Source organism: Streptomyces sp. NPDC000151 (assembly GCF_040301705.1).
Lineage (GTDB): Bacteria > Actinomycetota > Actinomycetes > Streptomycetales > Streptomycetaceae > Streptomyces.
Genome location: NZ_JBEPFC010000067.1, coordinates 1 through 25,849, shown reverse-complemented (window position 1 = coordinate 25,849; position 25,849 = coordinate 1). Strand labels below are relative to the sequence as shown.

The 25,849-nt window shown below is 72.8% G+C and carries 28 protein-coding genes and 1 pseudogene; 19 read left to right on the top strand and 10 right to left on the bottom strand.

Features of this window, described 5'->3' with window-relative positions:
* Window positions 1-20 precede the first annotated feature (20 nt).
* From ABT381_RS19815 to ABT381_RS19750, 14 genes are all read left to right on the top strand, one after another.
* Complete coding sequence (locus ABT381_RS19815; RefSeq protein ID WP_351595727.1) at window positions 21-995, top strand: AraC-like ligand-binding domain-containing protein; 975 nt, start codon at window positions 21-23, stop codon at window positions 993-995.
* A 123-nt stretch (window positions 996-1,118) separates the two neighbouring features.
* On the top strand, window positions 1,119-1,604 hold the full coding sequence (locus ABT381_RS19810; RefSeq protein ID WP_351595697.1) for a nuclear transport factor 2 family protein: 486 nt from the start codon (window positions 1,119-1,121) through the stop codon (window positions 1,602-1,604).
* Between the two features lie 63 nt (window positions 1,605-1,667).
* Complete coding sequence (locus ABT381_RS19805; RefSeq protein ID WP_351595694.1) at window positions 1,668-1,940, top strand: hypothetical protein; 273 nt, start codon at window positions 1,668-1,670, stop codon at window positions 1,938-1,940.
* Window positions 1,941-1,944: 4 nt separating this feature from the next.
* Window positions 1,945-2,610: a response regulator transcription factor gene (locus tag ABT381_RS19800; RefSeq protein ID WP_351595691.1), complete on the top strand. Its 666-nt coding sequence runs from the start codon at window positions 1,945-1,947 to the stop codon at window positions 2,608-2,610.
* Entirely contained in the window at window positions 2,607-3,752 is a 1,146-nt protein-coding gene (locus ABT381_RS19795; RefSeq protein WP_351595688.1) for a sensor histidine kinase, read from the top strand. The genes ABT381_RS19800 and ABT381_RS19795 overlap by 4 nt, the downstream gene beginning before the upstream one ends.
* Window positions 3,753-3,929: 177 nt before the next feature.
* Window positions 3,930-5,021, top strand: a complete 1,092-nt coding sequence (locus ABT381_RS19790; protein WP_351595685.1) for an acyl-CoA dehydrogenase family protein — start codon at window positions 3,930-3,932, stop codon at window positions 5,019-5,021.
* 32 nt (window positions 5,022-5,053) lie between these two features.
* On the top strand, window positions 5,054-5,467 hold the full coding sequence (locus tag ABT381_RS19785) for a hypothetical protein (protein WP_351595682.1): 414 nt from the start codon (window positions 5,054-5,056) through the stop codon (window positions 5,465-5,467).
* Complete coding sequence (locus ABT381_RS19780; RefSeq protein WP_351595679.1) at window positions 5,464-6,738, top strand: aromatic ring-hydroxylating oxygenase subunit alpha; 1,275 nt, start codon at window positions 5,464-5,466, stop codon at window positions 6,736-6,738. Before ABT381_RS19785 ends, ABT381_RS19780 begins: the two co-directional genes overlap by 4 nt.
* Complete coding sequence (locus ABT381_RS19775; RefSeq protein ID WP_351595676.1) at window positions 6,728-7,273, top strand: aromatic-ring-hydroxylating dioxygenase subunit beta; 546 nt, start codon at window positions 6,728-6,730, stop codon at window positions 7,271-7,273. The genes ABT381_RS19780 and ABT381_RS19775 overlap by 11 nt, the downstream gene beginning before the upstream one ends.
* The gene (locus ABT381_RS19770; RefSeq protein ID WP_351595673.1) at window positions 7,270-8,049 is read left to right on the top strand and encodes an SDR family NAD(P)-dependent oxidoreductase; all 780 of its coding nucleotides are present in this window, start codon (window positions 7,270-7,272) and stop codon (window positions 8,047-8,049) included. Before ABT381_RS19775 ends, ABT381_RS19770 begins: the two co-directional genes overlap by 4 nt.
* A gap of 61 nt (window positions 8,050-8,110) precedes the next feature.
* A complete protein-coding gene (locus ABT381_RS19765; RefSeq protein ID WP_351595670.1) occupies window positions 8,111-9,073 on the top strand; it encodes a PDR/VanB family oxidoreductase in 963 nt (320 codons plus the stop codon).
* A gap of 79 nt (window positions 9,074-9,152) precedes the next feature.
* Entirely contained in the window at window positions 9,153-9,659 is a 507-nt protein-coding gene (locus ABT381_RS19760; RefSeq protein ID WP_351595668.1) for a flavin reductase, read from the top strand.
* 46 nt (window positions 9,660-9,705) lie between these two features.
* Entirely contained in the window at window positions 9,706-10,917 is a 1,212-nt protein-coding gene (locus ABT381_RS19755; RefSeq protein WP_351595666.1) for an amidase, read from the top strand.
* 110 nt (window positions 10,918-11,027) lie between these two features.
* A complete protein-coding gene (locus tag ABT381_RS19750) occupies window positions 11,028-12,356 on the top strand; it encodes an MFS transporter (RefSeq protein ID WP_351595664.1) in 1,329 nt (442 codons plus the stop codon).
* On the opposite strand, the pseudogene ABT381_RS19745 reads toward ABT381_RS19750, so the two are convergent.
* A pseudogene (locus ABT381_RS19745) lies at window positions 12,308-12,472 on the bottom strand (peptide-methionine (R)-S-oxide reductase); the annotation flags it as partial. The gene ABT381_RS19750 and the pseudogene ABT381_RS19745 overlap by 49 nt on opposite strands.
* 193 nt (window positions 12,473-12,665) lie before the next feature.
* Window positions 12,666-13,580: a LysR family transcriptional regulator gene (locus tag ABT381_RS19740; protein ID WP_351595661.1), complete on the bottom strand. Its 915-nt coding sequence runs from the start codon at window positions 13,578-13,580 to the stop codon at window positions 12,666-12,668.
* A 113-nt stretch (window positions 13,581-13,693) separates the two neighbouring features.
* Here ABT381_RS19740 and ABT381_RS19735 point away from each other — a divergent pair, with 113 nt between their 5' ends.
* The gene (locus ABT381_RS19735) at window positions 13,694-14,548 is read left to right on the top strand and encodes an oxidoreductase (RefSeq protein WP_351595658.1); all 855 of its coding nucleotides are present in this window, start codon (window positions 13,694-13,696) and stop codon (window positions 14,546-14,548) included.
* Between the two features lie 198 nt (window positions 14,549-14,746).
* On the opposite strand, the gene msrB is transcribed toward ABT381_RS19735, so the two are convergent.
* The 4 genes from msrB to ABT381_RS19715 form a co-directional block, all read right to left on the bottom strand.
* Complete coding sequence (gene msrB, locus ABT381_RS19730; protein ID WP_351595655.1) at window positions 14,747-15,154, bottom strand: peptide-methionine (R)-S-oxide reductase MsrB; 408 nt, start codon at window positions 15,152-15,154, stop codon at window positions 14,747-14,749.
* A 29-nt stretch (window positions 15,155-15,183) separates the two neighbouring features.
* The gene (murC, locus tag ABT381_RS19725; RefSeq protein ID WP_351595653.1) at window positions 15,184-16,581 is read right to left on the bottom strand and encodes a UDP-N-acetylmuramate--L-alanine ligase; all 1,398 of its coding nucleotides are present in this window, start codon (window positions 16,579-16,581) and stop codon (window positions 15,184-15,186) included.
* Between the two features lie 139 nt (window positions 16,582-16,720).
* The gene (locus ABT381_RS19720; protein ID WP_351595724.1) at window positions 16,721-17,341 is read right to left on the bottom strand and encodes a response regulator; all 621 of its coding nucleotides are present in this window, start codon (window positions 17,339-17,341) and stop codon (window positions 16,721-16,723) included.
* A gap of 89 nt (window positions 17,342-17,430) precedes the next feature.
* Window positions 17,431-18,708: a sensor histidine kinase gene (locus ABT381_RS19715; RefSeq protein WP_351595650.1), complete on the bottom strand. Its 1,278-nt coding sequence runs from the start codon at window positions 18,706-18,708 to the stop codon at window positions 17,431-17,433.
* Window positions 18,709-18,853: 145 nt separating this feature from the next.
* On the opposite strand from ABT381_RS19715, the gene ABT381_RS19710 reads away from it, so the two are divergent.
* Together ABT381_RS19710 and ABT381_RS19705 are read left to right on the top strand one after the other, a co-directional pair.
* The gene (locus ABT381_RS19710; protein WP_351595647.1) at window positions 18,854-19,948 is read left to right on the top strand and encodes an ABC transporter permease; all 1,095 of its coding nucleotides are present in this window, start codon (window positions 18,854-18,856) and stop codon (window positions 19,946-19,948) included.
* Between the two features lie 76 nt (window positions 19,949-20,024).
* Window positions 20,025-20,711: an ABC transporter ATP-binding protein gene (locus ABT381_RS19705; protein WP_351595644.1), complete on the top strand. Its 687-nt coding sequence runs from the start codon at window positions 20,025-20,027 to the stop codon at window positions 20,709-20,711.
* A 101-nt stretch (window positions 20,712-20,812) separates the two neighbouring features.
* Here ABT381_RS19705 and ABT381_RS19700 read toward each other — a convergent pair whose 3' ends face one another.
* Complete coding sequence (locus tag ABT381_RS19700) at window positions 20,813-21,319, bottom strand: indole-3-glycerol phosphate synthase (protein ID WP_351595642.1); 507 nt, start codon at window positions 21,317-21,319, stop codon at window positions 20,813-20,815.
* A 166-nt stretch (window positions 21,320-21,485) separates the two neighbouring features.
* Window positions 21,486-22,352: a pyrimidine reductase family protein gene (locus tag ABT381_RS19695; protein WP_467754140.1), complete on the bottom strand. Its 867-nt coding sequence runs from the start codon at window positions 22,350-22,352 to the stop codon at window positions 21,486-21,488.
* A 129-nt stretch (window positions 22,353-22,481) separates the two neighbouring features.
* Between ABT381_RS19695 and zapE the strand changes: the two genes are divergently transcribed.
* Window positions 22,482-23,564: a cell division protein ZapE gene (zapE, locus tag ABT381_RS19690; protein WP_351595721.1), complete on the top strand. Its 1,083-nt coding sequence runs from the start codon at window positions 22,482-22,484 to the stop codon at window positions 23,562-23,564.
* A 176-nt stretch (window positions 23,565-23,740) separates the two neighbouring features.
* Window positions 23,741-25,102 (top strand): alkaline phosphatase PhoX, encoded by a 1,362-nt coding sequence (locus ABT381_RS19685; RefSeq protein ID WP_351595637.1) that lies wholly within the window; start codon window positions 23,741-23,743, stop codon window positions 25,100-25,102.
* A gap of 56 nt (window positions 25,103-25,158) precedes the next feature.
* Here ABT381_RS19685 and ABT381_RS19680 read toward each other — a convergent pair whose 3' ends face one another.
* Both ABT381_RS19680 and ABT381_RS19675 read right to left on the bottom strand, forming a co-directional pair.
* On the bottom strand, window positions 25,159-25,365 hold the full coding sequence (locus ABT381_RS19680) for a hypothetical protein (RefSeq protein WP_351595634.1): 207 nt from the start codon (window positions 25,363-25,365) through the stop codon (window positions 25,159-25,161).
* Between the two features lie 26 nt (window positions 25,366-25,391).
* The coding region (locus tag ABT381_RS19675; RefSeq protein WP_351595631.1) for an ABC transporter at window positions 25,392-25,849 on the bottom strand (458 nt) is incomplete at its 5' end.

Genomic DNA, 25,849 nt, shown 5'->3' with positions numbered 1-25,849 from the left:
GAGAAAGGCTGGTGCGCGCCATGCAGACCGTCATCGCCACCGACCAGGTGCCGGACCGGGAGCGGTTCGCGTACTGGTCTCGGGCCGTCGCCGAGGCCATGCACGTCGTGCTGGACGTGCCGGGGCGGGGCAGCCCCCGCACGGCGTTCCACGGGCGGGCGGCGCTGGCCGAGGTGGGCGGGGTGCGGCTGCGGGCGATGCGGGCCGCGCCTGTCGCGGTGCGGCGTACGGCGCCGATGGCGGCACGGCACGCCGAGGACTACTACAAGGTGCTGCTGCAGATCTCCGGCACCGTGGCGGCGTGGCAGGGCGCGGAAGCGGAACTGGTCGGGCCGGGTGAACTGGTGGTGTGCGACGCGGCGAGACCGTACGAGCTCACGTACAGGGCGCCGTTCAGCACCGCGATGATCATGATCCCGCGTGATCGCATCCCGCTGCGCCCTGAGGCGCTGCGGGCGGTCACCGGACGCCGGATCGACGGGTCGGACGGCGTGGGCGCCGTGCTCGGCCCGCACCTGCGGTCGCTGGTGCGGCACGGCGCCCAGTGCGCCCCCCACACCGGAGCTCGACTGGCCGATTCGACCGTCTCGCTGGTCACGGCGCTGCTCGCCGAGCAGCTCGACCGGGTCGCGCCGGCCGAACCCGGTCAGGCCCTGCTGCTGCGCATCCGCGATCACATCGAGCGGCGGCTGGCCGACCCCGGGCTGAACCCGGAGGGCATCGCTCAGGCGCACGGCATCTCGCGCCGGTACCTCTTCAAGCTGTTCTCGGCCCAGGGCATGACGGTCGCGGGCTGGATCCGGGCACAGCGGCTGCAACGGTGTGCGCGCGACCTCGCCGACCCGGCCCTGTGCGAGGTACCGGTGGCGACGGTGGCGGCCCGCTGGGGCCTCACCGACGCCCGCCACTTCTCCCGGACCTTCAAGTCCGTGTACGGCTGCGCACCGGGTGCCTACCGCGCCCGGCAGGGGCTGCCGCCCCGCACCGCCGGCTGAGGGCCCGGCCGCGGCACCGCACCGGCGCACCGAGCCGGCGGTGCGGAACGTGTGCACCGGATGGCGAGTCCCCGTGCACTGTGCGCCCGTCCCCCACCGGCCCGCCGCTCCTACCGTTGCGGCATGCCTGACGCCAGCAGCCCCGAGCCCGGCCCCGAGGCGGGCCCCCAGGCGCTCGCCACCTCCGTCCTCACCCGCTATCTGCGGTTGTGCGACGTTCCCGCGCCCGCCCCCTGGGACGAAGTCCGCGCCCGGCTCGCCGAGGTGTTCACCGAGGACGCCGTCTGGACCGGCGCGGGCACCGACTACGCCGCCCGCTACGGAGTCCACCGTGGCCGCGCGGCCATCCTGGCGATGCTCGCCCGGCATCTGCCGCCGAGCCCGCACTTCGCCGCCAACGTGCACCTGCTGTTTCCCGCCGACAGCTGCACGGCCGACGCGGACAGCGCGCACGGCGTCTGGCTGATGCAGCAGCTCTCCCGTTACGCCGATGGCACGGCCGAGATGCGCGTCGCCCGGCTGACCGTCGCGTTCCGGCTCGGGACGGGGACCGCGCGCATTCAGGAATTCCGTACCGAACGCCTGTTCACGGCAGCTCTGCCCGCCTGACCTGCCGTGACCTCCCACCACTCCCACGACCTCCCACGACCTCCCGACGAAAGGAGCGCGACGGTGACCACCACTCACTGCACCGCGGCCCTGCGGCTCACGTGTTACGCCGATCCGCACGGCCACTCCTGGCGGCATGTGGACCTCTCCCTTCATGACGCGGAGGGACGCGAGCTCAACTGGGTGCACTGGCCCGCCGAGGAGACCGGTCCCGAAGGCGCCGACGCGGCGACCGCCCGCGCCGAGCCCTCGCTCCGCCGCACCTCCCCCTGGGAGCCCGGTGTCACGGCGGACGGCCGCGCCTACTGGAGCGCCTCGGCCGAGTGGGCGGTGTGACCCGGTGACGGCGACGCTGCCCGAAGCCACCCCGGCCGGCCCCGGGGGCGGCGGGGAGGGCGTGGTGTACATCCTGGACGACGACACCGCGCTGTGTGATTCTCTCGGCTGGCTGCTGGAATCCATCGGAATCCATGCCCATTGCTTCAGCGATCCGGCCGCTTTTCTCGATGCTTTCGACCGTGACAGGCCCGCCTGCCTCGTCCTGGACGTCCGTATGCCGCGCTTCAGCGGATTCCAGGTCCAGGAATTTCTCGCGGCCACCGGAATTCCCGTGGCGATCGTTTTCGTCTCGGCGCACGGTGACATCCGGATGTGCGTACGCGCCCTCCAGCAAGGGGCCGTGGACTTCCTGGAGAAACCCTACGATCCGCAGCACATGCTGGAAGTGGTCCAACGCGCCCTGCACACCGCCCGCGAGCGCTACGCCGAGTACGCCGAGCGGCGGGCCGTCGAGGCAGCGCTCGGCGCGCTCAGCCCGCGCGAACGGGAGATCCTGCACCTTGTCGCCGAAGGGGTGCCCAGCAAGGAGATCGCGGCCGCGCTGTGCATCAGCCTCAAGACGGTCGACGCCCATCGGGCACGCATCCGCGACAAGACCGGCGCGGAGACGCTCGGGGCCCTCGTCGGCGACATGCTGCGGTGCGGGGTGCGCCGCCTGGCCGGGTGAGCGGGGACGTGCGCCCGGAGACGGCGCCGTTCGCCGCCGGCGACTTCGCACGGATGCTGGCCGCGCTCCCGCTCTGCGTGCTCGTGCACGACGCCGCGGACCAGCGCATCCTGTGGGCCAACCCCGCGGCCTGCGACGTCCTCGGATTCACCGTCGACGAGCTCCGACCGCTCAAGGCACCCGACATGAGCGCCAACGCCCGGCAGTACGCCCGCGAGATCGGGGTGAGCTGGCTGCGCCGGGCCGCCGCCGAGGGAACGAGCACCATCGAATGGCGTTACCGCTCCAAGGACGGCACCGAGATCCTCACGGAGGCGGTGGCCACCCGTGTCGACCTCGCTGCCGGGCCCGTGGTGACGGTGCAGTTCCGGGACATCGGTGATCAGGTGCGGGCCGCCGAGGAACACCGCCGCGATCTGCAGTACTTGAACCATCTGGCCCGCTACAACGCGATGGGCGACATGGCGATGGCGATCGCCCACGAGGTCTCCCAGCCGATCGCCGCCGCCCACAACTTCGTCGCCGGGGCGCGCAGCCGGCTCGGGGACGACGCCGCGCCGGCACACCTGGTCTTCGGCCTGGACCACGCCACTCGCCAGCTGGACCGGGCCGCGGACATCCTCTCCAGCCTGCGCCGCTACGTCACTCGCCTGGAACAGTCCGCGCAACGCGTCGACCTGCGCGACATCGTGGCGGACTGCGGCTACTTCATCGAGACCCGCGCCAAGGAGGCCGGTGTGCCCATCGCCTGGCAACCGGCCCGGGAGCCGCTTCCCGTGCGCTGCGAGGAGGTGCTGATCGGGCAGGTCGTGATGAACCTGGCCTTCAACGCCGTGGAAGCGCTCGCCGGCCTGCCCGGCGCCGCCGGCGCCGTCACGCTGCGCACCCGCCGCCACGGCGGACTGGCCGAACTCGCCGTCCTGGACACCGGACCCGGGCTGCCGCCGATCCCGCCGGAGCAGATCTTCGACGGCGCGTTCTCCGCCAAGCGCGACGGCCATGGCATCGGCCTGGCCCTGAGCCATCGCATCGCCGCCCGGCACGGCGGAACCCTCACCGCGGCGCCCCACCATCCGCGGGGTGCCGCGTTCACCCTGCGCCTTCCGCTCGACCCCGTTCCCCGCGACGGCGCGAGCGCGTAGGGGAAATCCCCTAACGGGTGGAGGAGTTCACCAATAGCCAGGCCGGCGGACGATTCCTAATCTGATGGTGAACAGCGGGAAAGGAATCCCGCCCCGCCGATAGGAATTCCCATGACACCTGTGGCAGCACCACCGGCCGGACATTTCGCAGACATTGAACGCGATCCCGTCGCCGGTATGCTCGCGGCGGTCGCCGAGCGCCGCGCCGAGTTCGAGCAGAAGAAGCACGTTCCGCAGGACGTCGTCGACCTGTTCAAGAAGGCCGGCGTCTACCGGGCGGGCGCGCCGCGCCGTTTCGGCGGTGACGCCCTGCCCCCCGGTGAATTCCTCGCACTCGTCGAGCGGATCTCCACCGTGGACGGCTCGGCGGGCTGGGTCGCCAGTTTCGGCTCCTCCCTCACCTACCTCGCCGCCCTCCCCGTGGAGACGCAGGCCGAGATCTACGCCGACGGGCCGGACGTGGTCTTCGCCGGCGGGCTCTTCCCGGTGCAGAAGGCCCAGCAGGTGGACGGCGGCCACCGGGTCACCGGCCGCTGGAAGTTCGCCTCCGGCTGCCTGGGCGCCGACTGGCTCGGCGTCGGCATCCAGGGCGGGCCCGAGAGCTCGGGCAAGCCGCTCACCGCGCTGCTCCGTCCCGACGAGGTCACCGTCGTCGAGAGCTGGGACGTCATCGGCATGCGTGGCACGGGCAGTCACGACCTCGCCGTGGACAGTGTCACCGTTCCCGACAGCCACACCTTCGTACGCGGCGCCGAGCCCACCCTCGACGAACCCCTCTTCCGCTACCCCGTGCTGCCGTACGCCGCCCAGGTCCTCGCCGTCGTCGGACTCGGCGTCGCCCGCGCCGCCCTCGACGAAGCCACAGCGCGCGGCGCCACCGCCGGCCACACCGGCGCCCCCCGCCCGGCCGAACGCGCCACTTTCCGTATCCAACTCGCCCGCGCGGAGGCGCAATTGCGCGCAGCGCGCGCCTTCTTCTACGACACCACCGGGGACGCCTGGGACACCGTCCTCGCCGGCGACCCCGTCACCCGCGAGCAGGCCAGCCTCCTGCGGCTCGCCGCCACCCATGCGGCCGCCGCCGGGGACGAGGCCACCCGCGCCGCCTTCCGGCTCGCCGGGATCGCCGCCATCGCCGATGGCCACCCGCTCCAGCGGCACCTCCGCGACGCCGCGGTCGTCCCCCAGCACGCCTTCCTCCAGGAGGGCATGTACGACGCCGCAGGGGCCGTCCTCACCGGCCTGGACCCGTTCCCCGGCTACCTGTAAGCCCTCCCCCCCGACCTCGGAGGTACTTCCTCGTGTCCGAACCCGCCGCTCCTCCGATGCGCGTGCTCTTCTGCATCGGCGTCAATCAGAACTTCTTCGACCTGCCGACCGGCACCGGCGGCCAGGTGTGGACCGGTGTCAACACCTTCCTCACCGAACTCGGCAAGCTGCCCGGCCTGCGCCCGCTCGGCACCATCGACGACGACCAGACCATGGTCGGCCCGTCCGCCGCCTGGCCCTGGACGTGCTACGTCCTCGCCGAGGCCGACGCGTACCCGACTGTCACAGAGGCCTGCAACCTGCTGCGTACCGTCCAGGTCGGCGAGCACGGGCTCTGGCGTTACCTGCGGATCGAGGCCCGCGTCGGCCGCCCGCTCCCCGAGCCCTGGGCCGACGACCGGCCTGCCGAAGCCGCCGGCCGCCCCATCGAGGAGGCCGGCGCATGACCACCGCGTCCCAGGGGCCCGATGCCGCTGCCCTCGCCGGCACCGACCGAGTCTCCGGCACCCTCTACACCGATCCGGCCCTGCACGAGCAGGAGATGGAGCGGATCTTCCACCGCACCTGGGTGTGGGTCGCCCATGAGAGCGAGATCCCGCGCCCCGGCACGTTCCGTACCGCCTGGGTCGGCCGCCGGCCCGTCATCGTCACCCGCGACCGCAAGGGCGGCATCAACGTCCTGCTGAACCGCTGCCGGCACCGCGGCGCCAGCGTCTGCGATGCCCCCAGGGGCGAGGCCAACGGCTTCACCTGCCCGTACCACGCCTGGTCCTACACGCTCGACGGCACGCTGCGCGGCATCCCCTTCCCGGACGGCTACGAGGGCGTCGCGCAGAAGCAGGACATGCCACTGGAGCGCCTCAAGGTCGGCACGTACGCGGGCATGATCTTCGCGAGTTTCAACCACGGCATCGAACCGCTGGAGGACTTCCTCGGCGGCGCCCGGCTGTGGATCGACCGCTTCATGAAGCAGGGTGCCGGCTTCCCGCTGAAGGTGCGGGGCGAGCACAAGTTCCGGTTCAACGGCAACTGGAAGATCCAGTTGGAGAACACCACCGACTGGTACCACTTCCCGATCGTGCACCGCTCCTGGATGTCCTCCGTCGACGCGGAGACGGCCTCGATGCTGTCGATCATGACCGACGAGACCGCCGTCACCCACGCCCTCGGCAACGGCCACAGCGTCTCCATCTCCGTCGCCGGCCATGCCGACCTGGACGTCGACGACGGCACCGAGAAGCTCCAGGACCGCTTCGGCCACGTCGTCGACGAGCTGTCGAAGACGATGGACCCGGACAGGGTGCGGCGGATCGTGCGCTCGATGCACGGCGCCGGCTTCAACCTGAACCTCTTCCCGAACGTCGCCATGTCGATGTCGTTCTTCCGCGTCCTGCGGCCCCTCGCCGTCGACCGGACCGAGATCCGGCACGTCGCCCTCGGCCTGGACGGCGGCCCGGAGATCGTCAACCGCGAACGCCTGCGCATCCATGAGCACTTCCAGGGCCCCTTCGGCTTCGGCAGCCCCGACGACGCCGAGGCCTGGAACCGCGTCCAGCTCGGCGTCACCGGCGACGCCCCGATGGACATCCTCGTCAACCGCGGCCTCGGCCGTGAGAAGCCCAACAACCTCGGCGAGCCCACCTCGCACGCCACCGACGAGACCGGCATGCGCGAGGCCTACGCCATGTGGAAGAGGATGATGACCGATGGCGCATGACACCGCCACCACCGTGACCGGCAACGGAACTCCCGTTCCGGACCTGCCTGTCGATCTCGGGGACGCCCGGGTCCGCGCCGCGATCGCCCTGATCTGGCACGAAGCGCGGCTGCTGGACGCCAAGGAGTACGGCGCCTGGGACACCCTGTGGGCCCCCGGCGGCACCTACGTCGTCCCGATCGACCCCGACACCACCGACTTCGCCGCCACGCTCAACCTCGTCTACGACGACGACCGGCTGCGACGGATGCGGATCGAGCGGCTGACCGGCGGCTTCTCCCTCTCCGCCGCGGCCGCCGCACGCACCGTACGTACCGTCTCCGGCTTCACCGTCACCGCGCGCGACGAGGACACGATCGAGCTGCGGTCGGCCATGGTTCTCGTGGGCCACAAGCGCGAGGAGACGTTCGTCCTCGCCGCCGACGTCACGCACCACCTGGTGTTCGACCAGCGCGAGAACCCGCGGATCCAGCGCAAGATCATCCGCCTGGTGAACTCCCAGGACGCCGTCACCGCATCGGGATTCCTGCTGTGAGCCCGCGCGGAACCGCCGCCGGCCGGGCGGACGACACCTGCCCCGTCGCCGTCGTCACCGGTGGCGCACGCGGACTCGGCGCCTGCCTCGCCGCTCGCTTCTTCGAGCGCGGCCACCGCGTCGCCGTCACCGATCTCGACGGCGAGGGCGCCCGCCGGACGGCCCACGGCCTCGCCCCGACGGGCGACTCGGCGATCGGCATCGAGCTCGACGTCCGGGACCGTGGCGCCTTCGAGCGGGCGCTCGCCGAGGTCACAGGGCGGTGGGGAACCGTGCACGTCCTGGTCAACAACGCCGGTCTGTCCCGCGCCGAACCCCTCATGGAGATCGGCCCGGAGAGCTTCCGGTCCACCGTATCGGCCAACATGGACGGCGCCTTCTTCGGCTGCCAGGTATTCGGCGGCCACTTCGCCGAGCGCGGCTACGGACGCATCGTCAACATCGCCTCGCTCGCCGGCCAGAACGGCGGCACCGCGACCGGCGCGCACTACGCCGCCGCGAAGGGCGCCGTCGCCACCCTCACCAAGGTCTTCGCCCGCGAACTCGCCCCGCGCGGCGTCACCGTGAACGCGATCTCGCCCGGCCCGCTCGACCTGCCCGTCGTCCGCGAGATGCTCCCCGCCGAGCAGATCGAGCGGATCGAGCAGTCGATCCCGGTGGGCCGGCTCGGACTTCCCGGGTTCATCGCCGACATGGCCGTACTGCTCGCCGGCGAGGAAGCTGCCGCGGTCACCGGCGCCTGCTGGGACGCCAACGGCGGGCTCCACATGCGCTGACCCCGCCCGCTCGCCCCTTCCCACCTCAGAGCCTGTGTCATAACCCCCCGAAGGACGCGCCATGCACACCGTGACGGTGACCGACGTCGTCGAGGAGACGGACGCGGTCAGGCGCTACCGCCTCGCCCGCCCGGACGGCAGCCCGCTCCCCGCCTACCGGGCCGGTGCCCACATCCAGGTCACCGGCCCGACAGGGCTGACCCGCGCCTACTCCCTGTGCGGCCCGCCGGCCGACCCCGGCGCCTACACCATCGCCGTACAACGCGAACCGGAGTCGCGTGGCGGCTCGCAGGCCCTGCACGACAAGGTCGCCGTCGGCACCGAGCTGGGCGTCTCCGACCCGCACAACTTGTTCGCCCTCACCCCGTCCGCCACCGAACACCACCTGGTCGGCGCGGGCATCGGCATCACCCCGCTGCTCGCCATGGCCTACGAGCTGTACGCGGACGGCGCCGCGTTCGCCCTCCACTACGTGGCCCGCGGCGAGGCCGAAGCGCCCTTCGCGCAGACGCTCGCGGAAGCGCCGTTCGCCGGACGCGTCCGGCGCCTCTTCGGCCTGGGCCGTGACCGCACCGCGGCCGCGCTGCGGGACACCCTCGGCGCCCTCCCGCCCGGCAGTCACGTCTACACCTGCGGTCCGGCCGGCTTCATGGACACCGTGACCCGGCTGGCAGCGCACACCCTGCCCGAAGACCACATCCACAGCGAGCTGTTCCGCGCCGACGACGCCGACGACGGTGACACCGATACCGACCCCGGCCGGACCTTCGAGGTCGAACTCGACGGCGAGACGTACACCGTCCGGCCCGGCCGGTCCATCGCCGAGGTACTGGAGGAGCACGGCATCCCGCTCGACACCTCCTGCCGCGAGGGCATCTGCGGCACCTGCGTCCTCCAGGTCCTCGACGGCACCCCCGACCACCGGGACCAGTGCCTGAGCCGGGACGAGAAGGCCGCGGGCGACCGGATCGCCGCCTGCGTCTCGCGCGCCCGGAGCCCGCGTCTCGTCGTCGAGCTCTGGTGAGCCTCCCGCACCCTCCCTCCCGGACTCCGCTGCTCCTCCTGGCTCCTGAAGGATTCCGGCCCTCTGAAGGAAACCCGACATGACCGAACCGAACGCCCTGCCCTCCCGCGACCAGTTCCGCGAGGCCATGGCCCACCTGCCGGCGGCCGTCAGCATCCTCACCACCGACGGGCCCGGCGGCCGCTGCGGAATCACCGTCAGCGCCGTCTGCTCCGTCACCGACACCCCGCCGACCGTCCTGGTCTGCGTCAACCGGTCCAGCGCCATGCACGACGTGTTCCGGACCAACGGCCGGGTCTGCCTCAACGTCCTCGGCGGCGACCAGCGCGACCTCGCCCTGCACTTCTCCGGCGCCACCGACGTCGCCATGGCGGAGCGCTTCGCCTGGGACATCTGGGACCAGGAGGAAACCGTGCCGCTGCTCAACGACGCGCTCGTCGCCCTCGTCGGCACCATCGAGGACAGCAAGTCCATGGGCTCCCACACCGTCCTCTTCGTCAAGGCCGAGCGGGTGCGGACGCAGCCCGGCGCGCACAGCCTCGTCTACTTCAACCGCTCCTTCCACCGCCTGCCCGTCGCCTGCTGACAGCCCGTCCCGCGGTCGTCCCGTTCCCGAAGGAGCAGACCAGCCCATGCCCGCGCCCGTACCCCGTACTGTCGACGACGCGCTCCGGCGGATCGCCGCCACCGAACCGCGCCTGCACGCCTGGACACACCTCGACCCGCACGCGGCCTCCGCCGCCCGCACCGCCCCTGACGGCCCCCTGCACGCGCTGCCCTTCGGCGTGAAGGACATCTATGACGTCGCAGGGCTGCCCACCGAGTGCGGCTCGCCCCTGCGCGAGGGACGGGTCGCCGAGCGCGACTCCGCTCTCGTCGCCCGGCTGCGCGAGGCCGGGGCCGTCCCGCTCGGCAAGACCGTCACCACTGAATTCGCCTACTTCGCGCCCGGCCCGACGCGCAACCCGCACGGCCCGGAGCACACCCCCGGTGGTTCTTCCAGCGGCTCCGCCGCGGCCGTAGCGGCGGGCCACGTGCCCTTCGCCCTCGGCTCGCAGACCGCCGGCTCGCTCACCCGGCCCACCGCCTACTGCGGCACCGCCGGCTACGTACCGCCGGTCGGAGCCTGGCCCACGGACGGCATCCAGGGCCTGAGCCCGACGCTCGACGCCCCCGGGCTCCTCGCCCCGGACGTCGACGCCCTCCTCCCGCTCGTCGAGGCGCTCGACGGCACCCGCCCCGAAGGCGAGCCCGAGCTCGGCATCTGGCAGGCCACCGAACTCGCCGACGTCGACCCGGAGATGACGGCCGTACTCACCGCCACCGCCGAGCGTCTCGGGGCCGAGGCCACCCCCGTCCGCGGCCTCGACACCGGCTACCTCGCCGAGCTGCACGCCTGCGTCATGGCGTACGAGGCAGCCCGCTCCCTCGCCACCGAAGCCCGCACCCCCCACGCGCTCAGCGCCCCGCTCCGCGAACTGCTGACGCGGGGTGCCGCCACCCCCGAGGGCGACTACCGCCTCGCCCTCGACACCCGTGCCGACCTGCGCTCCCGGGCCCTGGCCCGGCTCGACTCCACGGTCGTCCTCGCCCCGGCCGCCCCCGGCGCCGCCCCGCGCGGCCTCGCCGCCACCGGCTCGCCCGTCCTCAGCCGGCCCTGGCAGTTTCTCGGCCTGCCCACGATCACCGTCCCCGGCCACCGCGACCGCAACGGCATGCCCCTCGGCCTCCAGCTCATCGGCCACCCCGGGCAACTCCCCGCGCTCTTCGCGGCCGCCCGCCGCGTCCGGACAGCCACCCGTGCCCTCACCGGCACCACCCCCCGCCCCGAAACCACCGCATGAAAGTCACCGCATGAAAGTCACCGCCAACGGGGCGGTCCCGTACGCCATCCCCGTCCCCCTCCCGTACCCGTAGCCGCTCCGCGACCGACACCCACCCACCGGGAGCCACCGTGAGCACATCCCAAGCCGTCCGGGCCCACCGCCCCATGGGACGGCTCGTCCTCGCAAGCCTCCTCGGCAACGCCCTGGAGTGGTACGACTTCTTCCTCTACGGCACGGCAGCGGCCCTCGTCTTCGGCCCGCTGTTCTTCCCCGGCGCCGACCCGCTCGCCGGCACGCTCGCCTCTCTTTCCACCTTCACCATCGGCTTCCTCGCCCGCCCCCTCGGCGGCCTGGTCTTCGCCCACTTCGGCGACCGCCGCGGCCGCAAGCAGACGCTGGTCGCCACGCTGACGCTGATGGGCGTCGCGACCTTCCTCATCGGCGTCCTGCCCACGTACGCCACGATCGGTGTCTGGGCGCCCGCGCTGCTCGTCGTGGTGCGGCTCGTGCAGGGCATCGCGGCCGGCGGCGAATGGGGCGGCGGCGTTCTTCTCATCAGCGAGAACGCGCCCGCCGAGCGGCGCGGCATGTTCTCCGCCTGGAGCCAGACCGGCGTCATCGCCGGCTTCGCGCTCTCCGCGATCGCCTTCACCGGGGCCCGCACCCTGGCCGGTACCGAAGCGGCCTTCGTCTCCTGGGGCTGGCGCCTGCCGTTCCTCCTCGGCATCGTCCTCACCCTCGTCGGCCTCTACATCCGCTCCCGTATCGATGAGGCCCCGGAATTCGTGACGGCCCGCGCGGAGCAGGCCACCCACCGCATACCGCTGTGGGAACTCCTGCGTACCCAGCGCCGCGAGGTCCTCATCGCGATGGGCGCCCGGCTCGCCGAGAACACCGCCTCCTACCTCTTCCTGGTCTTCGCCCTGTCCTACGGCAAGCAGCTCGGCATCGACGAGACCGTCACGCTGTCCGGTGTCGTCGCGGCCTCGGTCCTGGCGGGCGGCGCCATGGTCGGCTTCGGCGCTCTCTCCGACCACGTCGGCCGCAGGCCCGTGTACATGGGCGGCGCGATCGGGCTCGCTGTGTGGGCCTATCCGTTCTTCCTGCTCATGCAGAGCCGCGAACCCGCCGCGGTCTGGCTCGCCCTGATCGTCGGCCTCGGCCTGTGTCACGCCGCCATGGTCGGCGTCCAGCCCGCCTTCTTCAGCGAACTGTTCACCGGTCCGGTCCGCTACAGCGGCATGGCCCTCGGCCATGAACTCGCTTCCATCCTCGCGGGAGGCGTCTCCCCGCTGATCGCCACCCTGCTCATCGGCTGGACCGGCAACGTATGGCCGGTCGCGCTGTATCTCGCGGCCGTCAGCGCGCTCACCGTCTGGGCACTCGCCGCCTCCCGCGAGACGCGCCCTCACTCCTCATCGGAAACGAGCCGCAGGGAGATCGAGTTGATGCGGTAGCGCTGGTCCGTCGGGGCCGGGCAGCCCTCGCCCACGAAGACGTGGCCGAGCTGGGAGCCGCAGCGGGAGCAGCGCACCTCGGTGCGGAGCATGCCGTGGGAGCGGTCCTCGATCAGCCTCGATCAGTCTCGATCAGCTCGACGGCGTCGGTTCCTCGGGGTTCGCCGGGCTGTGTGCCTGGACAGCTCAGCCAGGAAGCCCGGGCTTGGCCTCTTCGCTGCAGACCAGAGGCTTGCGGGACCGAGCCGGCTTCGGGTCGGAGGTGCCAGGCGGCGGAACGGCCGCGCGGAGCCTCACGAGCGGCCCGGTTCAGGAAGGGACGGCTCCCACCTTTGCCGCCGCGTCCAGGTAGGCCCGTACCAAGGGCCGCTCGTCGTCCCGACGGGCGGCAACCGCCAGTCGGGACGGAGAGACACCCCGGACCGGCACGGCGATCACCTCGTCCCGGACGACCAGCGGGGCGTTGCCGGTAGCCAGTAGTGCCACGCCCTGGCCGTTGGCGACCGCCTCGTGGGTCTCCTCTGCGCTGGCCACCACCCCGCCTATCCGCGGCGCGCGATCGCCCCGGGCGTCCAGGGCCAGCCAGTAGTCCCGCATCGGACCGGCCTCCGGAGGGAGGGCGAGGAACGGCTCGTCCAAGAGATCGGTGAAGTCCACCGCCCCCTCTCGATCGGCCGCGGCCCGCATCGCCAGGGGGTGTCCCTGCGGCAGTGCCACAAGGCGTGGCTCCCGGGCCACCACCGCGTACCGGTAGCGGTCGCCGTCCGGGAGCGGCAGCCAGACGAAGGCGACATCGCTGGACATGTTCGCCAATCCGGCACTGGGGTCGGCCCAGTTGACCTGCCGCAGGACGGGCCGTGCGTCCGGGTACCGGGAGAGCAGCCGGGTCCGCAGGGCGGGCAGCAGCCCGCGGCCCGGGCTGGTGGACATGCCGATGACCAGGGTGTGCCGCTCGGCGGCCCTCGCCTCCTCCACCGCCGCCTCGGCGGCTTCCCAGGCGGCCAGCACCCCGCGGGCGTGCGGCAGCAGGACTTCCCCCACCGCGGTCAGCCGCACCGCCCGCCGGTCCCGGTGGAACAGAGATGCGCCGACCTGCTTCTCCAGCATCCGTATCTGCTTGCTGAGCGCGGGCTGGGAGACGAACAGCCGCTCGGCGGCCCGCGTGAAGCTCAACTCCTCGGCGACCGCGGCGAAGTAGCGCAGATCACGCCCATGGACGTCCATAACTCATGGCTATCACAACGGGTCTTGGACGTGGTCCCGGATCCGGCAAAGGATGGGCGCTGTCGACGGGGAGCCCCCGAACGGCAGTCGACGAGGACGAGGGAGACGAAGAGATGACCGAGAACGGCAAGGTCGGCAAGGTCTGGCTGGTCACCGGCGCGAGCAGCGGTTTCGGGCGGGCCATCGCCGAGGCCGCCCTCGCCGCCGGCGACACGGTGATCGGCACGGCCCGGCGGACCGAGGCGCTGGCCGACCTGGTCGCCGCGCACCCCGACCGGGTGGAGGCGATCGGCCTGGACGTCACCGACGGCGGGCAGATCGACGTGGTGGCCGCGGACGTCCTGGCCCGCTACGGCCGGGTGGACGTGCTGGTGAACAACGCCGGGCGCACGCAGGTCGGGGCCTTCGAGGAGACCACCGACCGGGAGCTGCGCGACCTGTTCGAGCTGCACGTGTTCGGCCCAGCGCGGCTGACCCGGGCGCTGCTGCCGCAGATGCGGGAGCGGGGCAGCGGATCGATCGTGAACATCAGCAGTTTCGGCGGACAGCTGTCCTTCGCGGGGTTCTCCGCGTACAGCGCGACCAAGGCGGCGCTGGAGCAGCTGTCGGAGGGTCTGGCCGACGAAGTGACGCCGTTCGGCATCAAGGTACTGATCGTGGAGCCCGGCGCGTTCCGCACCAACCTGTTCGGCAAGGGCGCGGCCTACTTCTCCCAGGAACACCCGGCGTACGCGGAGAAGGTCGGCGCCACCCGGAAGCTGGTGCAGGGCGGCGCCGGCACCCAGCCCGGGGACCCGGCGAAGGCCGCGGCGGCGATCCGGCTGGCCCTGGACGCCGAGCACACCCCGCTGCGGCTCGCCCTCGGCGGCGACGCGGTGGACTCCCTCGTCGGGCACCTGGACTCGGTACGCGCCGAGCTCGCCGCGTGGGAGAAGGTCTCCCGGGGGACGGACTTCGACACGCAGTGACGGTCCCGCCGGCGCGGGACATTCACGGCGCGGGACCATCAGTGCAGGCAGAGCCCACTCCTCGTCGCTCCCGGCGTCGACAACGCCAGCCGGATCGCGGCCGCCCGCTGACAGCTGGTGGCGATGCTGAGGGGACGGCCGTCCGAGCTGAGCCCAGCGGCGGTGAGGGCGCCGTCAGGCAGAGAGCTGGGCGCCGGCTCACTCCTCGTCCGGCACCAGCCGCAGCGAGATCGAGTTGATGCAGTACCGCTGGTCCGTGGGGGTGGGGTAGCCCTCGCCCTCGAAGACGTGGCCGAGGTGGGAGCCGCAGCGGGAGCAGCGGACCTCGGTGCGGAGCATGCCGTGGGAGCGGTCCTCGATCAGCTCGACGGCGTCGGTGTCCTTGGGGTCGTAGAAGGACGGCCAGCCGCAGTGGCTGGCGAACTTCGTGTCCGAGCGGAAGAGTTCGGCGCCGCAGGCGCGGCAGGAGTAGACGCCGGAGGTCTTCGTGTCGGTGTATTCGCCGACGAAGGCGGGCTCGGTGCCGGCCTCGCGGAGGACGTGGTACTCCCCGGGGGTCAGCTCGGCGCGCCACTGCTCGTCGGGCTTGTCGATCTCGTAGGCCATGTCTCGCTCCTTCGGGCCGGCGTACTGGGTCAGGCGTCGAGGCGGGCGAGGATCTCGGGGCCCAGCTCGGTCACGTCGCCCGCTCCCATGGTGAGAACAAGGTCGCCGGGGCCCGCCATTCCTGCGATGACGTCCGGGACCGCGGACTTGTCGTGCTCGGCGGCGACCGTCGCGCCGGCGGCCTCGGCGGCCTTGATGATCAGGTCGCTGGTCACGCCCGGGATCGGGTCCTCGCGGGCCGGGTAGATGTCCAGGACGACGGAGGCGTCGGCGAGGGCGAGCGCCTGGCCCATCTCCCGGCCCAGCTCCTGGGTGCGGGAGAAGAGGTGCGGCTGGAAGACGACGAGGACGCGGGAGTCGACGGCGGCGCCCCGGATCGCTTCGAGGTCCGCGGTCATCTCCGTCGGGTGGTGCGCGTACGAGTCGATGACCTGGACGCCCTTGGCCTCGCCCTTGAGCTGGAGGCGGCGCTTGACGCCGGTGTAGGAACCGAGCGCGGAGGCGAGGTTGTGCGGCGGCAGGCCCAGGGCGATGCCGGCGGCGAGCGCGGCGACGGCGTTGAGGGCGTAGTGCCGGCCGGGCACGGAGACGGTGAAGGTGAGGACCTTGCCGCTGGCCAGGACGACGCTGACCTCACTGGTCAGGCCGCGCTGGTTGATCTTGAAGACGCGTACGTCCGCGTCCTCGGCCTCGCCGTACGTGACGACGTTCAGGCCCTCGCGGCCGCGGATACGGGTGGTCAGCTCGCGGGCACCGGCGTGGTCCGCGGAGATCACGAGGGTGCCGCCGGGGCGCACCCGGCCCACGAAGGTCTCGAAGGACTCGTAGATCTCGTCCATCGAGGCGTAGTTCGCGTGGTGGTCCAGCTCGACGTTGAGGATGATCGCGACGTCGGGGGTGTACTTGTGGAAGCTGCGGTCGGATTCGTCCGCCTCGGCCACGAAGATGTCGCCCGTGCCGTGCTGGGCGTTGGAGCCGGGCGCGTCGAGGTCGCCGCCGATCGCGTACGACGGCTCCAGGCCGAGGGTGGTGAGGGCGACGGCCAGCATGGACGTGGTGGTCGTCTTGCCGTGCGTGCCGGCGACGGCGATCGGGCGCGCGCCGTCCATGAGGGCGGCGAGGGCGTCGGAGCGGTGCACGACCGGGATGCCGCGCTCGGCGGCGGCGGCCAGCTCGGGGTTGTCCGCGCGGATCGCGGAGGAGACGACGACGCTGGTGGCGTCGGCGGCGAGATGCTCGGCTGCGTGGCCGATGTGGACCGTGGCGCCGGCCTCGCGCAGGGCCAGCACGGTCGCCGACTCCTTGGCGTCGCTGCCCGCGACGGCGGCGCCGCGCTGCGCCAGGATCTTGGCGATGCCGGACATGCCGGCGCCGCCGATGCCGATGAAGTGCGGTCGGTCCATCGCGGCGGGGATGCCGGGTGCCATCGTGACGTCTCCCTGGTCGGTCGGTCTGCTCGGACGGTCGGCCGGCGGTCGCCGGTCAGTGTTGTCCGTCGGGCATGATTCTCGCACCCCCCACTGACAATCCCGGCCACGGCCGGTCGCCCGGCCGCCCCGCGCCGCGTCAGCGCCGGATCAGTCCCTGTGCCGTCGCCGCCGCGACCGCGGACGTACGGGAGTCCACTTCGAGCTTGGTGTAGATGTGCACGAGGTGGGACTTCACGGTCGCCTGGCTGAGGAAGAGCCGCTTGCTGATCTGCGCGTTGGACAGGCCGTCGGCGACCAGCTGGAGCACCTCGGTCTCGCGGCGCGAGAGGGCCGCGGCGGGCGTGCGCATCCGGTCCATCAGGCGCAGCGCGACGGCCGGCGCGAGCGCGGACTTCCCGGCGGCGGCGGTCCGGACGGCGGCGGCCAGCTCTTCGGGCGGCGCGTCCTTCAGGAGGTAGCCGGTGGCACCGGCCTCGATGGCGGCGAGGATGTCGGCGTCGGTGTCGTACGTGGTGAGCACCAGCACGCGCGGCGCGCCGTCCCGGGCGGTGATCTCGGCGGTGGCCTGCGGGCCGCGCATCTCACCGGCGAACTGGAGGTCCATGAGGACCACGTCGATGCCCGGCCGCGCCGCGAGCGCCACGGACTCCTCCGCCGTGGGCACGTCGGCGACGACCTCGAAGTCCGGCTCGGTCTCCAGCACGGCCCGCAGCCCGGCCCGCACCACGGGGTGGTCATCGGCCAGGAGGAGCCGGATGCGGCCGCCTTCGGGGGCGTTGTCGTCAGGGGCGTCGCTCTCTGGGGCGTTGTCCTCAGGGGCGCGGTCGCTGGTCCGCGGGGTGTCGGTCACGGGGCCTGTTCCGGGAGTGGGGTGGAGGTCGCGGCCTCGGGGGCCGGGGCAGCCGTGGGCAGGGTTACTGCCACGGCCGTGCCCTCCCCCGGTGTCGATTCGACCACGAAGGTGCCGTGCAGGGCGCGGGCCCGGGCGCGCATCGCGGCGAGGCCGAAGCCGGAGCCCGCGGTGTCCGTGCCCGGGGCCGGGACCTCGGACGGCCGGAATCCGGTGCCGTCGTCGACGACATCGAGGGCGACCTCGGTGTCCATGTAGCTCAGCGTCAGCTCGGCCCGGGTCGCCGCGGCGTGCTGCACGGTGTTGGCCAGCGCGGACTGGGCGATGCGCAGCAGGGCGACCTCCTGCGGGGTGGGCAGTTCCGCGGGCGTACCGGACACGTGGCAGTGCACGGCGAGGCCGCTGGTACGCGCCGTAGTGGCGCACAGCCGTTCGAGGGTGGCGGGCAGCGAGCCGTGTTCCAGGCCGGGCGGAGTGAGGGCGCGTACGAAGCGGCGGGCCTCGGCGAGGTTGTCGACGGCGGCCTCACGGGCGTGCCGTACGTGGCCGAGCGCGCTGTCGGGACGGTCGGGCAGGACCCGTTCCGCGGCCCGCAGCAGCAGCTGGATGCTGGACAGGCCCTGGGCGAGGGTGTCATGGATCTCGCGCGCGAGGCGTTCGCGCTCGGCCAGGACGCCGGCGGTGCGTTCGGCGGCGGCCAGGTCGCTGCGGGCCGCGGTGAGCTCCTCGATGAGGCGGCGGCGCTCCTCGCTCTCCCGGTACAGCGCCTGGTACCCGAGGACGACGGCGACCGCGACGGCCGCCCCGAGTGCGGGCCCGAGGACGGTACCGATGGTGAAGGTACGGGCGTGCCACCCGAAGCCGCCCACGGCCACGGCCGTGGTGGCCACGACGAGGGGCAGCGCCCACCTCAGGGGCAGCAGGTGGAGCTGCACGAAGAAGAGCGGGAAGGCGAGCCATACGCCGTCCGGGGTGAGCAGGACCAGTACGGCCCATACGGCGAGTACGGCGGCGAGCCAGAGGGCGGCGGCCACGGGGGCCGCGGAGACCTTCGGGAGGACGGGCCCCAGTGCGTACACGAAGGCCAGCACGACGGCCGCTCCGATGACGGCCGGCGTGTCGGGCGCGTGCTCGGCGGCCGCCCGGATCGCGGCGAGGGCCAGCAGCGCGGCGACCATCAGGTGCAGGCACAGGCGCAGCACCCGGAGGACGGGGGTGAGGGAGTGCGGGTTCACGACAGCATCAAGGCTAGGCGGCGCCCCGTACGGCGGCATCAACCGAAAGGTTGACCGGGTCGGCGCCCTTTCGATACCGGCGAAGCCGTCCCCGGCGCGATGCCCGGCACACCCCGTTGCGGCGAGGTTGGGAGCAGTCGCCGGGCAGCGGGCCCGGCACCGTGCGCAAAGGAGCTCCGAGGCCGTGTTCGTCGCCTGGAGGGACCTGAGGTTCGCCAAGGGGCGGTTCGCCCTGATGGGGACCGTCATCGTGCTGATCACCGTGCTGGTGGGGCTGCTGTCCGGCCTGACGGCCGGCCTCGGCCGCGAGAACACCTCGGCGATCACCTCGCTCCCCGCCGACCACCTCGTCTTCTCCGCGCCGGCGCAGGGCGACGACGTGTCGTTCACCGACTCGCACCTCAGTGCGGGGGCGGCGGAGCGCTGGGCCGGGGAGCCCGGGGTGGACCGGGCCGAGCCGCTGGGCATCGCCACCACGAAGGCCGAGTCCGGGGCGCGGAACGCGGCGCTGTCCGCCTTCGGGGTGCGCCCCGGCTCCCCGCTGGCGCCCGAGTCACGGCGGATCGCGCACGGTGCCGCCGTGCTCTCCCAGAAGGCCGCCGACGAGCTGGGAGTACGGGCCGGGGACCGCTTCACGCTGGCCGGGCAGCGGCTGCGGGTCGCCGCCGTGTCGGGCGAGGCGATGTACAGCCATACGCCCGTCGTGTGGACCTCGCTGGACGACTGGCAGCGGGTGGGCGGCGCCCCGGCCGCCGCGCGCGGTACCGGGGGCTCGACCGTCCTCGCGCTGACCACCGGGGGCGCCGGGGCCGGTGACCTCGCGGCCGCCGACAAGAAGCTCGGCACGAAGACGGTGAGTTCAGCGGACGCCCTGCAGGCGATCGGGTCCTTCACCGCCGAGAACGGCTCGCTGCAACTGATGCGCGGCTTCCTCTTCGCCATCTCGGCGCTGGTCATCGGCGCGTTCTTCACCGTGTGGACGATCCAGCGCAGCGGCGACGTGGCCGTACTGAAGGCGCTCGGCGCCTCGACCCGCTACCTCCTGAAGGACGCGCTCGGCCAGGCCGTCGTCCTGCTGGTCCTCGGTACGGGCCTGGGCACCGCGCTCGCCGCCGGGGTGGGCGCGGCGGTCGGCGGCACCGTGCCCTTCGTACTGGAGCCGGCCACCGTGCTGGTCCCCGCGCTGATCATGATCACGCTGGGTGCGGTGGGCGCCGCGCTGTCCATCCGCCGCATCACCTTCGTGGACCCACTGACGGCCCTGGGCAGCGCCCGATGACACCGAGCCACCACCGTCCCCGTACGGCGCCGGGCTCCCGCCCCCGTAACGCACCGACCGCCCCGTGGAGCACCCGATGAGCCTCGACCTGACCGATGTGACCCTCACCTACCCTGACGGCGGCTCCCGGCTGACGGCACTGGACGCGGTGTCGCTGCACGTGCCCGCCGGCACCATGACCGCGGTACTCGGCCCCTCGGGGTCGGGGAAGTCCAGCCTGCTGGCAGTGGCCGCCACCCTGATCACCCCGGACCGCGGCACCGTCACGATCGACGGCGTCGGCACCACCGGGCTGAGCCGGGCGCGGCTGACCGCGCTCCGCCGCGACAAGGTCGGCATGGTCTTCCAGCAGCCGAACCTGCTGCCCTCACTGACCGCCGCCGAGCAGCTGCAGGCGATGGCCCACCTGGACGGGCGCTCGCCCCGTAAGGCCGCGCCGCGCGCGAAGGAGCTGCTGGCCGCCGTGGGGCTCGCGGAGCAGGCGGACCGCCGGCCGCACCAGCTCTCGGGCGGCCAGCGGCAGCGGATCAACATCGCGCGGGCGCTGATGAACGACCCGGCCGTCCTCCTGGTCGACGAGCCGACCAGCGCGCTGGACCAGGAGCGCGGCGCGGCGGTCCTGGACCTGCTGACCACGCTCACTCATCAGCGGGCCACGGCGACCGTCCTCGTCACGCACGACCGGTCGCACCTGGGCGCGGTGGACGCGGTCGTGGAGGTACGGGACGGGCGGGTCGGTACGGGGGCGCCGGCGGGCGCCTGAGAGCCTCTGAGGGCTCTGTGAGCGACTGCGAGGGGCTGTGAGGGACTGTCGGCGGCCGGGGCGGCTCGGGCGGCCGGGAAGCCCGCTGCCGGCCTCCGCGGTCAGCTGCCGGCCGCCTCGCCCGCCTCCCCCGCCGGCTCGCCCGGCGCGTGCGCGAACAGCTTCAGTACGGGCACGCCGACCTTGTGGCGGGCGCGGGAGGCCCAGTCGCGGTGGAAGAACTCCTCGACGAAGTGCGGGGCGGTCAGCACGATCACCTCGTCCGCGCCCGTCTGGTCGACGACCGACCGCAACAGGTCCAGCGGATGGTCCTCGACCACCTGTCCGATGGCCTCGGCGCCCGCGTTCCGCAGCTGCAGCAGCGTGTGCGACAGGGCCCGCTCGGCAGGCGGCTCCGCCTGCGGGCCCTCGGGCTCGTCCCCCTCCCGTACCGCCTCGTCGAACTCGCCGAGGGCGACGTCGTCGATGGCCCGCAGCAGGACGTCCTGCTTGCCGCGCGGCTGCATGAGGACGACGAAGGAGACCTCGTCATTGCCGTGCAGCGTGGTGACGAACTCCACGTCGGCGGGCGACAGAGGCTTCTCGATCATCAATACGCTCGTGAACACGACGCGTGCCCTTCTTCTCCGCTTCATGGACCGCCACGGAGCGGTGGTCCGACAGAAACCATCCTGCCCCGTCCCAGGACGGGGCCTTTGCTCCTTCAGTGTGCCCAATGGAAGCTAAGCGGAACGGGAAATTCCGCCGAACGCCGCGGAGCTGTGATGAAACGGTTCATGGGCGGCGGTACCGGGTGAACAGGAATCCGTTTTCTTCGAGTACGGACGCGAGCCGGAACCGTTCCGGGACCGCCAGACCGGGCGCGTTCATGATCCGCGGCGCGTCACCCACCGTCACCAGCGGCGCGAGCGACAGGCACAGCTCGTCCAGCGCGCCCGCGGCGGCGAACTGGCCGAGCAGCCGCGGCCCGCCCTCCGTCAGCAGCCGGGTCAGCCCCAGGTCCGCGAGCGCGCCGGTCACCCGTGCGGGGTCCACCGCCGCGCCCTCCCCGACGAAGACCACCTCGGCGCCGGCCTCCCGCGCGGCCTGCACCCGGTCCTCGTCGGCGGCGGCGCCGGTCAGCAGGACCGTGGGCACCAGAGGCTGCGTAAAGAGGGGCAGCGAGAAGTCCAGGTCCAGGCTCGCGCTCACCACGGCGATCGCCGGCGCGGGCCCCTGCCCGGCCGCCGCCCGCCGCGCGGCGAACGCCTCGCGCGCCCTGGCCGGCCGGTAGCCCTCCTGACGCACCGTCTCGGCGCCGACGACCACCGCGTCGGCCAGCCCGCGCAGCACCCCGAAGATCCGCATGTCGGCGTCGCTGGAGAGCGGCTGCGAGCGGCCCTCATGGTGCGCGGCGCCGTCCACCGAGGACACCATGTTGGCGCGCAGCCAGCCGTGCGACGCCTCCGTACCGGCCGCTGCCGCGCCCGCCGCCTCCGGATACGCGTACGCCTCCGCCAGCTCCTCCAAGGTCCATTCCCGGTCTTCCATCCACTCCCGGTACCCGTCCGGCGGCGGCGACACCGCATCTCCGGCGGTTCCTTCGGACAGTGCGGTTCCGGACGGCACGGACTGGGCGGGAGAGGGGAACAGACGTCGCATAGGCCGCAGTGTGGCACGGAGACGGCCGTGTGACATGCCTCGCTCAGCGGTCCGGGCCGTGCCGTGCAGCGACTAGGCTGGAGCGCTGTGTCACCTTCCACGCCCTCGTCGCCCTCACAGCCCGCTCCGATAACCGGCCAGGCCGCCGCCGGCCCCTCGGACGACGCGGCCCCGGCCGCGCTCACCGCGCGCGCCCCGCACGTCCCCGCCGACCGGCTGGTCGCGGAGATGGTGCCGCCGCCGCGCTTCCAGAGCGCGCGCTTCGAGACGTACATCCCGGCCCCGGCGCAGCCCAGCCAGGCCGAGGCGGTACAGGTGCTCAGCTCCTTCGCGGCGAGCATCGGGGGCAGCGCGAGCCCCTCCGGGGGCAAGCGGCGCTGGTTCTCGAAGAAGCCCGCCGCACCCCAGGGGCCGCGCGGCGTCTACCTGGACGGTGGCTACGGCGTCGGCAAGACCCACCTGCTGGCGTCCCTGTGGCACGCCACGCCGGCTGCACCGGAGCTCAAGGCGTTCGGCACCTTCGTGGAGCTGACCAACCTGGTCGGCGCGCTCGGCTTCCAGGAGACGGTGCGCACCCTCAGTGGCCACCGCCTGCTGTGCATCGACGAGTTCGAACTGGACGACCCCGGTGACACGGTGCTCGTCTCCTCCCTGCTGGCCAAGCTGGTCGAGCACGGCGTGGCACTGGCGGCCACGTCGAACACGCTGCCGGGCAAGCTCGGTGAGGGCCGCTTCGCCGCCGCCGACTTCCTGCGCGAGATCCAGGGCCTGAGCGCGCACTTCCGGCCGCTGCGCATCGACGGCGAGGACTACCGCCACCGCGGGCTGCCCGAGGCGCCGGCGCCGTTCGACGACGAGACCGTCACCCGGGTCGCGTACGCCACGCCCGGCGCCTCGCTCGACGACTTCCCCGGCCTGCTGGACCATCTCTCGAAGGTGCACCCGAGCCGCTACGGCGCGATGTGCGACGACATCCGGGCCGTCTGCCTGACGGACGTACAGGCGGTACCGGACCAGTCCACGGCGCTGCGCCTCGTGGTGCTGGCCGACCGGCTCTACGACCGCGAGGTGCCGGTGCTGGCGTCCGGCAAGCCGTTCGACGAGCTGTTCAGCGAGGAGATGCTCAACGGCGGCTACCGCAAGAAGTACTTCCGCGCGATATCCCGGCTGACGGCGCTCGCCCGGGACGCGAAGCAACTGACGGAGAAGTAGGGCCCGCAGAGGCAGGGCCGGAGCAGTACGGGAGCGGGGCCGCGGCACGGCCCGGAGACGGGCCCCGCGCCCTTCAGGGGTGCTCCACAACACTCTACGCGCGTGGTTCCCGGCGGCGTTGTGACGTGGTACACACGTGCGGTCACATCACCTGTCCGCCAGCAGGGAGTTGCCTCATGTCCGCAACACGACGTCAGATCCTTGCAAGAACCGGCGCTGTGGGGGCGGGAATCGCCTTCTCGGGCGCCGTCTCGGAGATCTTCGCCGGTACCGCCGTCGCCCAGTCGACGGGCCGGAGCGGTTACGGACCGCTGGTTCCCGACCCCGACGGCCTGCTCGACCTCCCGAAGGGCTTCCGCTACAAGGTGCTGTCCCGTGAGGGCGCCCCGCTGCCCTCCGGTGAGGGCAAGGTACCGAGCAACTGCGACGGCATGGCGGCCTTCCGAGGCCGCGGGGGTCACACGCACCTGGTGCGCAACCACGAGAACCGCCGCAAGTCCCGCTCCGCCGTGCCCACCGTGCCCGGCATCACCTACGACCCGATGGGCGAGGGCGGCTGTACCGCCATCGAGGTCGACGCGCACAACGAGGTGGTCTCCGAGCGGGTCGCCATCGCCGGTACCTCCACCAACTGCGCGGGCGGCCCCACCCCTTGGAACACCTGGCTGACCTGCGAGGAGACCGAGCTCAAGGCCGGCGAGGAGGGCTACACCAAGGACCACGGCTTCATCTTCGAGGTCGATCCGTACGACCCGCGGCGCACCGGGGCCGTCCCCCTCACGGACATGGGCCGCTTCCAGCACGAGGCGATCGCGGTGGACCCCCGGGACGGCACGGTCTACGAGACCGAGGACGCGTTCGACAAGCCGTTCGGGCTCTTCTACCGCTTCCACCCGAACAAGCCGCTGGGCGGCACCGGTTCGCTGCGCGCGGGCGGCCGGCTGCAGGCGATGCGCGTACCGGGGGTGAAGGACCTCTCCGCCATCAAGGAGACGGGCGCGACGTTCGACCGCATCGAGTGGGTGGACGTCCCGGACCCGCTCGCGAAGCAGACGCCCATCCGCTTCCAGGACTTCGGCACGAAGGGCATCACGCACGCCCAGAAGCTGGAGGGCTGTTACTGGGGCGGCTCCTGCGTGTACTTCGTGTCCAGCTTCGCGCACCGGGACCAGGGCTCGGCCGCCGACCACTACGGGCAGGTGTGGCGGTACGACCCGAAGCGGCGCTCTCTGACGCTGGTGGTCGTCTTCGGTCCGGACAGCGATCTGCAGCTGCCCGGCGAGTCTCCCGACAACATCTGCCTTGCGCCCAGCGGCGGCCTGATGGTGTGCGAGGACGGGGACGGCGCTCAGCACGTCTTCGGGCTGACGCGGCAGGGCGCGGTGTACCCGATGGCGCGCGGCCGGCAGAACATCGGGACGCCGGAGAAGCCGGAGTGGGGCGAGTTCGCGGGCGTCACCTTCGCGCCGGACGGGCGCACGATGTACGTGAACTGCTACACGCCGGGGACGACGTTCGCGGTGACGGGGCCGTTCTGACCGTACTCACCGCCCTCCGGGGCTGAGCGCGCGCACCGCCCGTACGGGCCGACCGACTAGCCCGAACAGGCGGTGCGCTGGGCTTCCTGCCACTCGCAGACCGGGCACAGGACGATGCCCGGGGTGGACTCCGGGTACTCGGTGGGCTCACGGCACAGGACGCACTCGGCGAGCGGCGCGTCTTCGGGCACGGCGTTCGGCGCCTCTTCGGGGGCGGCCTGCGGCGCGTCTTCGGAGGCGGGGTGCTGGGTGGCGGGCGGCATGGTCCCGAGCCTACTGCCGTCGCCGCTCAGGTACGCCGGGAGCTGAGCGCGCAGGCCGCCGCGACGGCCGCGGCGGCGATCAGGGCGGCGGCGGCCAGCGGCAGCCAGGGCACGGTCACCGTGCCGTGGGCCGAGCCGGTGACCAGGCCGCTGACCGCGGCGTTCGCGGGCGAGGCCGCGGTGACGAGCAGCAGCAGGGCGGCCAGCGCGCCCGTGGGCACCGCCCACCCGGTACTGCGCAGCACCGGCCAGTTGGCCAGCGCGCCGGCTGCTGTGCCCAGCAGGACGCAGGAGAGCGCCGTGAGCGCCCCGGCGAGGGTCGCGGGCCCCAGCGGTACCGCGGTGCGGTGATCGGCGCTGTGCGGGTCGGAGACCAGCGCGACGAAGCCCGTACCGAGCGCCCCGAGGACCGTCGTGGTCAGTGCCGCGGTCAGGACGGCCGCCAGGTGCGCGCGGCCGGGGCCCGCGGCCGCCGCGGTGCAGG